At 37.7% G+C, this 10,284-nt stretch carries 9 protein-coding genes; 2 read left to right on the forward strand and 7 right to left on the reverse strand.

Features of this window, described 5'->3' with window-relative positions; genetic code table 11:
- Positions 1-122 precede the first annotated feature (122 nt).
- The 5 genes from acpS to rpoZ form a co-directional block, all read right to left on the reverse strand.
- Positions 123-524 carry a holo-ACP synthase gene (acpS, locus tag ACFIL8_RS01680; protein WP_375606308.1) on the reverse strand — a complete coding sequence of 134 codons (402 nt, stop codon included), beginning with the start codon at positions 522-524 and terminating at the stop codon, positions 123-125.
- Positions 525-544: 20 nt separating this feature from the next.
- Entirely contained in the window at positions 545-1,135 is a 591-nt protein-coding gene (locus tag ACFIL8_RS01685) for a DUF2062 domain-containing protein (RefSeq protein ID WP_375606309.1), read from the reverse strand.
- A gap of 93 nt (positions 1,136-1,228) precedes the next feature.
- Entirely contained in the window at positions 1,229-1,807 is a 579-nt protein-coding gene (gene pyrE, locus ACFIL8_RS01690) for an orotate phosphoribosyltransferase (protein ID WP_375613047.1), read from the reverse strand.
- Between the two features lie 16 nt (positions 1,808-1,823).
- Complete coding sequence (locus ACFIL8_RS01695; RefSeq protein ID WP_375612951.1) at positions 1,824-4,049, reverse strand: RelA/SpoT family protein; 2,226 nt, start codon at positions 4,047-4,049, stop codon at positions 1,824-1,826.
- A 128-nt stretch (positions 4,050-4,177) separates the two neighbouring features.
- Entirely contained in the window at positions 4,178-4,576 is a 399-nt protein-coding gene (gene rpoZ, locus ACFIL8_RS01700) for a DNA-directed RNA polymerase subunit omega (RefSeq protein ID WP_273791104.1), read from the reverse strand.
- A 570-nt stretch (positions 4,577-5,146) separates the two neighbouring features.
- Here rpoZ and ACFIL8_RS01705 point away from each other — a divergent pair.
- Entirely contained in the window at positions 5,147-5,815 is a 669-nt protein-coding gene (locus ACFIL8_RS01705) for a uracil-DNA glycosylase (RefSeq protein ID WP_375630891.1), read from the forward strand.
- Positions 5,816-5,863: 48 nt separating this feature from the next.
- On the opposite strand, the gene smpB is transcribed toward ACFIL8_RS01705, so the two are convergent.
- Both smpB and dapA read right to left on the reverse strand, forming a co-directional pair.
- Positions 5,864-6,340 (reverse strand): SsrA-binding protein SmpB, encoded by a 477-nt coding sequence (smpB, locus tag ACFIL8_RS01710; RefSeq protein ID WP_012231306.1) that lies wholly within the window; start codon positions 6,338-6,340, stop codon positions 5,864-5,866.
- An 18-nt stretch (positions 6,341-6,358) separates the two neighbouring features.
- Complete coding sequence (gene dapA / locus ACFIL8_RS01715) at positions 6,359-7,243, reverse strand: 4-hydroxy-tetrahydrodipicolinate synthase (protein WP_375612952.1); 885 nt, start codon at positions 7,241-7,243, stop codon at positions 6,359-6,361.
- Between the two features lie 250 nt (positions 7,244-7,493).
- Between dapA and ACFIL8_RS01720 the strand changes: the two genes are divergently transcribed.
- On the forward strand, positions 7,494-9,584 hold the full coding sequence (locus tag ACFIL8_RS01720; RefSeq protein WP_375671826.1) for a lytic transglycosylase domain-containing protein: 2,091 nt from the start codon (positions 7,494-7,496) through the stop codon (positions 9,582-9,584).
- Positions 9,585-10,284 lie beyond the last annotated feature (700 nt).

A 10,284-nucleotide genomic window follows, 5' to 3' on the forward strand; every position in this document is an offset into this window, starting at 1 on the left:
CACCTTTTTTTTCTTTTTTATGCACTTTATCTTTTTGGATCATCACCAACTGCCTTCTCATCACAGATATAATTTTTGTCATCATAATATTCAAATAACAAAAGCACAATCTCTCACGCCATCTATCCACGTGGAAGTGCTTCGATAATAATAAATGCCTGTGCCCAAGGAAAATCATCTGTTATGCTAAGATGAATAACTGCATCATGATGAGGAGGTAATAACTTTTGAAGTTGCATTTGCGCACGATTTGTTAATTGCATTATTGGTTTACCAGATGGCAAATTAACTACCCCCATGTCTTTCCAATTGATACCACAAGCGATTCCCGTTCCTAAGGCTTTAGCACATGCTTCTTTAGCAGCAAATCTTTTTGCATAGGACGAGGAGCTTTTTTTGAGATTTTCAGATCTATTTCTTTCAATATCCGTAAAAATACGTTGGATAAAACGCTCACCATAACGAACCAACATTTTCTCAATACGTCGTATATCAACCAGATCATTTCCAAGACCAATAATCATAAGATATTACCCGATCTTTCTCACGATGAGCGCTTCTTTAAACGCCTTTTTTTTATAATCTTTTGATATCGCTTTTGTTTAAAACGAACCGTTGCTCTGTAAACACCTATATAAGATAAACCACCAAAAACAATACCTAAAAGAGTTCCCCCTAAAATCATAGGACTCATAATTGTGTCCCATGCGCCTTTAAAGAGGAGAGAGAGATTTGACAATGTCAAACCATTAAATAGAGCACGAATTTGCGAAAGAGAAATCTCTTTGACATCGCTAAAAAGTGATAAACAAAAATACCCTACTTTATAATCAGCCATGACAATCAATAAAAATGTGAGTGGATTAGAAAAAATTGTCCCAATGATTGCGGCAGCAAAGTTTGCACGCAAAAGCCAAGAAAAAAATATTGCCAAAATAATATGCAGCCCAAAGAAAGGGGAACAAGCTAAAAAAACGCCAACAGCAACCCCTAATGCTACTTCATGCGGTGTTGCTGATATACGCAAAATACGTTTATGTATGTAGCAAAATGAGCGAGAAAATGAACGACGTGGCCATAACCAAAGTCGAATACGCGTTACAAAATCTATTGGTTCTCGACGACGAAAAAGCATATGACTCTCAATATACATCTTTTAATGATGAAATAATCTATATCATCCAAATTAATCTTTTTAAGCTTTTGCACAAAAAAAATAGAACGACAATTAAATATTTCGACTGCCTGGTTTAATCGCGGGAAGAACAGAAAGCTCTGCAGGAAGTGCATCACTAGCATAAGAGGTTATCTCGTATTCAGCAAGCGCAATCAATGGAACTCCAACATTGACCTTACCACCAGAACGATCAAGGATACATGCACTGGCCAATACCTCTGCTCCTGCTGCAACAAGCGCTTCAACAGTCTCACGAATAGAAAGCCCCGTTGTTACAATATCTTCAACAATAACAACCCGTGCACCCTTCTTGATTTCAAAACGACGCAATTCAAAGATGCCATTTACACGCTCTACCCAAAGAGAAGGAACACCAAGGTGACGTGAAGTTTCATAGGAAGGAATAAGACCGCCAATTGCGGGACCAACAACATAGTCAATTTTTCCCTCGATAGATTTTTTGATTTTTTCAGCCAATCCACGACATAACTTTTCCGTCAAGTCAGCATGCATGAATACTTTCGCTTTTTGCATATAAGTCGCACTATGGCGCCCCGATGTTAAAATAAAATGCCCTTCTAGAATAGCATCTGCTTGTTTAAAAATATCAATGACATCTTGTGTCTTCATTGCAAAATCTTTCTTTTTATCCATGAACCCGCCGTACTGTACTTACTGAACCTGCCTTTTTTAACTGAGAAAAAATACGATTCAAATGTTTTAAATCCCACACTTCCAAATCAATCATAATTTCTGTAAAATCTGGTGCTGTACGGATAAAAGATAAATTTTGGATATTGGCATCGTTAGCAGAAATTATTTGTGTAATTTCAGCCAGAGAACCAGGACTATTTACAACTAAAATATTCATCCGTGCAGGAAAACGTTCATTCATTTGGGCATCAATATCCCAGCGAACATCAATCCATCGTTCTGGCTGATCATCATACGCCATCAAAGCTGAAGACTGTATTGGATAAATAACGATCCCAGCTCCTGGCTGCATAATACCAACAATCCGATCTCCAGGTACTGCTCCTTCCGGTGAAAAACGTACGGGTATATCTCCACGGGTTCCTCTAATAGGCAAGGCTTTAGATTGATGATTCTCGACCTTTGCATTCTTTTCATTTTCTGGAACTTTAAAAATCATACCTTGAGCATTTTCAATATTAAACCAACCTTCTTCCCCAGGCTTAAAAGATGACTTTTGTACCACACGGTGATCTTGATAATCAGGATAAACCGCTTTAATCACATCAGCGGAAAACAGCTCTCCACGCCCAACAGCAGCCAATACATCCTCTACATCTTTACGTGCTAAACGTGGCAAAACTTTCTTCAAAAGGTCTTTTGAAAATTGCTTTCCCATATATTCAAATGAACGCTCGAGAATACGATATCCTAAACCCGAATATTGTTTACGTACCGCTGCACGACTTGCTCGTCGAATAGCTGAACGTGCTTTACCCGTGACAACAAGAAATTCCCATGCTGCTGGCGGAATTTGAGCGTGTGAGCGAATAATATCAACCTCATCACCATTTTTTAATTTGGTCATTAAAGGCATAATACGACCATTGATTTTTACACCCACACAAGAATCACCGATGTCTGTATGGACGGCATAAGCAAAATCAATAGGCGTAGCTCCTTTAGGAAAAGCAATTAATCGACCTTTCGGCGTAAAACAAAAAACTTGGTCTTGAAAAAGCTCAAGTTTTGTATGTTCTAAAAACTCTTCTGGATTATCTCCATCAGACAAAGATTGTATCGTTTGACGCAACCATGCATAGGCATTCGTTTCACTTGATAACTTCACAGTCGAATAATTGGAACCATGCTCTTTATATATGGAATGAGCAGCAACCCCATATTCAGCAACTTCATCCATAGAAGCCGTTCTAATTTGCAACTCAACACGTTGTCTTGAAGGACCAACAATTGTTGTATGAATAGAACGATAATCATTTTGCTTTGGTATAGAGATATAATCTTTAAAACGACCAGGAACCATTGGCCATGTCGTATGAATGACACCAAGAGCACGATAACAATCATTCACGGACTCAACAATCACACGAAATCCAAAAATATCCGATAATTGTTCAAAAGATAATGCTTTACTTTCCATTTTGCGAAAAACTGAATAAGATTTTTTCTGACGGCTTTTAACATCTGCTTTAATACCATGCTCCAAAAAAAGTTTTGTCAATTCATTTTCAATTGTGGAAAGCAAATCACGGTTGTGTTTCAATAATTCAGAAAGTCGATTGGTAATTGTACGATAACCTTCTGGATTTAAATAAAAGAAAGAGAGATCCTCTAATTCCTCACGCATATCCTGCATACCCATACGACCTGCAAGTGGCGCATAGATATCCATCGTCTCCTCAGCAATTCGCCGACGTTTATCATCACGCATAACACCAAGGGTACGCATATTATGAAGACGATCAGCAAGTTTGACTAAAAGAACACGAACATCATCAGAAATAGCAATAAGAAGTTTACGAAGATTTTCTGCTTGTACGGCTTTCTTTGATACAAGATCAAGCTTATTAAGCTTTGTAAGCCCTTCAACCAACTTCCCAATTTCAGAACCAAAAAGCTGATCAATTTCTGCTCGTGTAGCGCTTGTATCTTCAATTGTATCATGCAAAAGAGCAACAGCAATCGTTGCCTCGTCCAACCGCATATCTGTCAAAATAGCAGCAACTTCTAAAGGATGAGAAAAATAAAGATCACCTGACGCACGCTTTTGATGTGCATGCTTTTTCATTGCATAATCATAGGCCCTGTTTAAAAGAGCCTCATCTACGTCAGACTTGTAACGTTGAACACGTCCAACAAGCTCACACTGACGCATCATACGAGCATATCCTTTATCTTTTCACACCTCTAATCTTTATTGAACATGTCCTATCAATAAAAGACAAGAAAAATAATTGCTCCTTACATGACAAGGTATCTTTACTCCTGTAACATAAATTGCTGCAATTAATAATCGTCACTTTTTTCTGGAACAACCAAACCTTCAATACCCGCTAAAAGCTCTTCTTCTGACATATGATCAAATGAAGTACCTTCTTCTTGCGACGACGTATTAAAAACACTTTCAGCTTCACCTGAATGGGTAATAAATTCACTTGCCATTTCTGGCTCATCTACTTCCACATGCTTTTGCAACGAATGAATAAGGTCTTCCTTTAAATCAGCAGGCGACAATGTTTCTTCTGCTATTTCACGCAAAGCAACAACTGGATTTTTATCATTATCACGATCAACCGTAATCTGCGCTCCTTGTGAAATCTGACGCGCCCGATGACCTGCTAAAAGTACCAATTCAAAGCGGTTGTCAACTTTATCAATACAATCTTCTACCGTTACGCGGGCCATTTATGCCTCTTTCTCAAATAAAAAAATTTAATAGCGGATAGAGGAGTATATACAATAATCAAAATAAAACACAAGAAAAACAACACAAACTTTTATATTTTTTGATTAAAGAACTTATTTAAAAAAAATCTTGGAAAATTTATAAAAATGTATAACCTATTCATGCTTGTTATCAAAATTTCTTTTAAAAGCATTCCAATAGATTGACTTCAAACAAAGGGAGGTCTTTCTTGACAAAATACTTGTCTGGAGTCCTTATCCTTTTAAAAGGAATACCTGCTGTTTAAACCCTTTGCAATAACAGCAGCCTTATACATACTTTTTATGATAATATCTTTATCTAAAGAGAAAACTTTTTTCTTTGAACATCATGTGTATCGCACTCTTATTCATCGAATGAATTACTGAAAGATGATCTCTCTTTACACAATAATGAGCAATAAGTTTATATTAAACTTTCTTCTAAAAAAGTTTATTTATATTCATTATAGATTGTTTATCAAAACATAACCCGTCATATACGCTATATAAAGACTCAAAAAAATAGAAAAACGATTGATGCCTAACACCATGAATAGCCAATTAACATCACTTTGCCCAGAACCACCCCAAAATTGCAATTTATGTCCTAGGCTTCATCAATTTATCGCTGGCTGGCGTGTAAAAGAACCAAGTTGGTATAACGCACCGGTGCGCCCATTCTTTCCTTATAAAGGGCCAGATACAACACGCCTTCTTATTGTTGGGCTTGCTCCTGGATTACGCGGAGCAAATCGAACTGGACGTCCATTTACTGGTGATTATGCTGGGCACTTACTTTATTCAACTTTAAAAAAGTTTGGTTTTGCCCAAGGAACCTTTGAAGAAAGAGCAGACGATACTCTTGAACTTATTGATGCAGCAATTGTTAACTCTGTTCGTTGTGTTCCACCAGAAAATAAACCCACCGGTGCAGAAATTAACACGTGCCGCTATTTCTTCTCACCTCTTTTAACAAATCTTCCCAAACTTAAAGCCGTTATTACCTTAGGCACCATTGCGCACCATTCAACGATACGTGCCCTTAATGCAAAAGTTTTATCTCACCCTTTTGGACACGGTGAAATCAATAACATCGGCAGATTACGCATCTTTTCGAGCTATCACTGTTCTCGTTATAATACAAATACTGGGCGCTTGACAGACGCCATGTTTCACCAAATCTTTCAAGCAGCAAAAACATACTTAGATCAATGCTAAAACTGTTTTAAAAAGTGCTATAAATAAAGAATATCGAAATTGCATCCATCATCCATATCTTTTTAAAAGTCTTGCTTTTTCACGTCCCCAATCACGTTTTTTTTCCGTTTCGCGCTTATCATGAAGCTTTTTCCCCCGCGCTAGAGCGATCTCCAACTTAACGCGCCCTCGTTCATTAAAATAAAGTTTGAGAGGAACAAGTGTCATTCCTTCACGAGACGTTGCATTAAAAAAACGTGCCATCTCACGTTTTGAAAGTAATAATTTGCGCAAACGTCGTGGTTCATGATTAAAACGATTAGCCTGCGTATATTCAGGAATATAGCTGTTTACTAACCATAATTCCCCATTCTCAAAACTCGCATAGCTTTCAGCAATATTGGCATGATTAGAACGTAAGGACTTCACTTCCGCTCCCTGAAGGACAAGACCAGCCTCGAGATTATTAAGGATTTCAAAATTAAAACGTGCTTTACGATTGTCAGCAATTATTTTCCGTACGGGCGCGTTCTTTTTTTTATTCATGGCTTTGTCAATATCATTTTATGCTTTTAAAAGACCAGCATGACTGAGGGCTGCATCAATAATCTTCTTTGTTCTTTCTGTTAATGGAACAATAGGAGAACGCACAGTATCACCACAAAATCCTAATTTTGCAGCAGCATATTTAATACCTGCTGGACTAGGTTCAATAAACACAGCACGATTAAGAGGCATCAAGCGATCATTTAATTCTCGTGCTGTTTTATAATCACCACGAAAACAAGCGGCTTGAAGTTCAGCACAAAGCTTTGGAGCAACATTAGAAGAAACTGAAATACACCCCATACCTCCATGTGCATTAAAACCTAACGCCGTACAATCATCACCGGAAAGCTGCACAAAATCTTTTCCACACTTTTCACCTTGTTCACTAACGCGCTCAATTCTGCTCGTTGCATCCTTAACACCAATGATATTGTTAAAATCTTGATAAAGGTCTTTCATCGTTTCTACAGCCATATCGATAATAGAACGACCAGGAATATTATAAATTATAATCGGAATAGAAACAGCTTTGGCAATGGAAGAAAAATGCTTGTATAAGCCAGATTGATTTGGTCTATTATAATAGGGAGTGACAACCAAAACTGCATCTGCACCAGCTTTTTGCGCGTATTGTGCAAGCTCTACAGCCTCGCTTGTGCTATTTGATCCCGCTCCAGCAACAACAGGAACACGCTTTGCAACCTGCTCAACACACAATTCTATAATCCGCTTATGTTCTTCATGACTTAACGTTGCTGATTCACCTGTTGTCCCAACAGGGCTTACACCGTTAATCCCTTGTGTGATCTGCCATTCAACAAAATCACAAAACGCCTTCTCATCAATCGCGCCCTTGTTATCAAACGGTGTGATAAGCGCAGTTATAGCTCCCTTGAGCATGATAAACTCCCTATAATGTTTGCTTTTATTTTTTTATAATCGCCTTTTATAAATTTTAAATAGAGCATAATCTTGCTCTATCATTGAAGCAAGATGAATTTCAAAAAAAGCCCCCATAAGATGAAAATGTCCCTCCTTAAATGTTGAACATTTCTTTAAAATAAGCCGTCTATATTAACGCGTTTTTCATGCTTGTGTTCTATAAATCCTTAAGTTTTTACAAAAAGCAAGGTCTCAAGGTCTTTTCTCTATGCGTGTATTATCCACCTCTCTTTTCGTATCAACCTTTACTACACTTATACTGGCAATAAGAATTTTATTTTCAAGTGCATACGCGCAAACACCCCTTTTGCAAGGGAAAGTACCAATCCCTTTGGTTCGCCCTACTCCCTTTACCGCAAAAGAAGCTCAAGAATCTCTTCAACAGATACACACTACATCACACAATACTGCTACACTTCAGCAACTGAAAACTGGGCTAGATGCACTAGCAAACAACAATATTGCAAAAACAATAAATCTTCGTAATTCAATGGAAAAACATAGCCTTGATCGTCATATTTTGACATGGGCGCTGGGGGTGTCAAACCAAGCTAATATACCCAGTTCTGAAATATTTAATGCAATCAACATGCTAAAAGGATGGCCCGGTATAGAAACGATGCAACGCAATGCTGAACGTGCTTTTCTTAACGAAACCAACGTCACACGCGCAATCATCCAAAAATTTTCTCATCACCCGCCCCAAACAGCACAAGGGATGGCTCTCTTCGCTAAAGCACTTATCGCAACGGGACAAACCACTCGTGCTCAACACGTTATTGCGCCATGGTGGCATAAAACACAGCTTAATGCAAAAGAAGAAGTATTTGTTCTTAAAAATGCAAACGCTGCATTAAAACCTATTGATCATTTGAGACGCATGCAGTTTATGCTCTATGCACATCGTTTTGATTCAGCAGCACGCGTTGCAAAATTAGCCCATGCTCAATCTCTTTTTAATGCTTTTGTGGCCGTTGAAAAAAATGATCCTAGAGCTACACAAAAATTAAAAGCTGTAGAGAGATCATGGCAAAAAGATCCTCTTTTTCAGTTTGCTCGAATACGCCATCTTCGACGAACAGAGCAATATGATGCAGCAGCAGCACTCATGATGAAAACATCAAAAGATGCATTCCGCCTTATGAACCCTCATTCATTGTGGAAAGAACAACGCGCCCTTTCTCGTGAAATGCTCGATTTAAACAAACCCAAAATTGCTTATCAACTTGTTGCAATGCACACTGGTATAACATCTGCATTAGCCGTCGATGCTGAGTTTCATGCAGGGTGGTATGCACTACGGTTTCTTCATAACCCTAAATTGGCAATGCAGCATTTTTCACGTATTCCTCAACTCTCTTCTTTACCTTTTTATGCATCACGTGGATATTACTGGATGGGACGAACAGCAGAAACGCTAGAAGAACATCAAAATGCCCAGCAATACTTTCATCGCGCAGCTCATTTTGGTGCAACTTACTATGGTCAATTAGCCGCTGCACGACTCAACCAAAAAAAGCTTAAAGTTTTCTTTCCCAAACCAACAACCGCTGAGCGACAACATTTTAGTGCACGAAAAGCGATCAAAGCAATTCAACGTCTTGAAGCAGCCGGCTATGCTGATTTTGCTAAAATTTTTTATAGAGAGCTCGGAAAAAAAATAGAAAGCCCCGGTGAATTAGCTCTTCTGGCTGTTATGGCAGAAAAAAATGGAGACTATTATACCAGCCTCAAAATTGGAAAAATGGCTGTTTTTCAGGGGAAAAATGTCGGTGCACTCTCTCATCCTCTGGGAGCTATACCAGCTTCTGCTAATATTTCTGTAGAAGAAAAATCGCTTATCTATGCCATTGCACGCCAAGAAAGCGAATTTAATCCAACAGCCATATCAAAAGCAGGTGCACAAGGTATACTCCAATTGCTTCCTACAACAGCAAAAGCACTGGCAAAAAAATACTCAATCGCATGGTCTCCTAAAAAATTTAGCAGTGATGCTCATTATAATGCAACATTAGGTGCTCATTTTCTCAATGAACAATTAGAACGTTTTAATGGATCCTATATACTAACTCTTATTGGCTATAATGCGGGTCCCCGTCGAGTCAATGAATGGATAAAACGTTATGGCGATCCTCGAGGTCAATCTCTCGATAACGTCATTGATTGGATTGAACGTATTCCTTATACAGAAACACGTAATTACGTGATGCGTGTCATGGAAAATTATGGTGTCTACAAAGCAAGACTCACTGGGAAAATAGATATAAAAACCGACTTGCTTTCTGGTCGACGGAAATAATATGCCTTAACTTCCCAAATAGCATTTGAAAGCGTTGATAAGAAGTGTTTTTATTCCTTTTTAAATAGTACCATACCCACTTTCTTAGGACGTATAAGAAAGTAATTTTAATTGATTCAGTATTAATAAATTCGAAATGATGAATTATCATTATAAATCAACAGGTAGTACAAATAATTCATTTCTTCTCAACATAGACGACAATATCATAGAGATTACAAATATAAGAGAAGAGTGAAACAAATAGCTCATCCTTTTACTGTTGCTTATTAGTCAATATTCAAATCTTGTGAAACAGCATCTTTTAAGACTATTTTTCCTGCTTATAACATTTCTATACCAAATAAGAGCACGTTATTATATATATCGTTTGGATTATCTCTGATAACAGAAAGACAGACTCATTGAGTTAGAAAGCCTTAAAGACAAACAATTCTCTTCTGCCCCTTCCCTTTCATTCGGTTCTACGACTTTGAAATATGTCAATATCTTTTAATGATGAAGATGAAACTTTGCTTTTTTTTCTCATTTTTACATATAAGCTCACATCCTTCACACAAAACAGAGCATCCCAAAATAGTATGTTTTTCTTATTTATAATTCCTCTTTTATTTTAATGTTTCTAAGTCCATTTCACAACGGTGTATCTGAAAAGTACTTACGAAAATCCTCTCACGAATGGTATAAAAATCGATTAGAC

This window comes from Bartonella sp. AP57NXGY (assembly GCF_042195805.1).
Taxonomy (GTDB): domain Bacteria; phylum Pseudomonadota; class Alphaproteobacteria; order Rhizobiales; family Rhizobiaceae; genus Bartonella.

Bases quoted from the DNA above. Each gene is read 5' to 3' on its own strand.
- smpB (WP_012231306.1), bottom strand. From the start codon at position 6,340: ATGAATAAAAAAAAGAACGCGCCCGTACGGAAAATAATTGCTGACAAT.
- ACFIL8_RS01685 (WP_375606309.1), bottom strand. From the start codon at position 1,135: ATGCTTTTTCGTCGTCGAGAACCAATAGATTTTGTAACGCGTATTCGA.
- dapA (WP_375612952.1), bottom strand. From the start codon at position 7,243: ATGCTCAAGGGAGCTATAACTGCGCTTATCACACCGTTTGATAACAAG.
- ACFIL8_RS01720 (WP_375671826.1), top strand. From the start codon at position 7,494: ATGCGTGTATTATCCACCTCTCTTTTCGTATCAACCTTTACTACACTT.
- ACFIL8_RS01705 (WP_375630891.1), top strand. From the start codon at position 5,147: ATGAATAGCCAATTAACATCACTTTGCCCAGAACCACCCCAAAATTGC.
- acpS (WP_375606308.1), bottom strand. From the start codon at position 524: ATGATTATTGGTCTTGGAAATGATCTGGTTGATATACGACGTATTGAG.
- ACFIL8_RS01695 (WP_375612951.1), bottom strand. From the start codon at position 4,049: ATGATGCGTCAGTGTGAGCTTGTTGGACGTGTTCAACGTTACAAGTCT.
- rpoZ (WP_273791104.1), bottom strand. From the start codon at position 4,576: ATGGCCCGCGTAACGGTAGAAGATTGTATTGATAAAGTTGACAACCGC.
- pyrE (WP_375613047.1), bottom strand. From the start codon at position 1,807: ATGAAGACACAAGATGTCATTGATATTTTTAAACAAGCAGATGCTATT.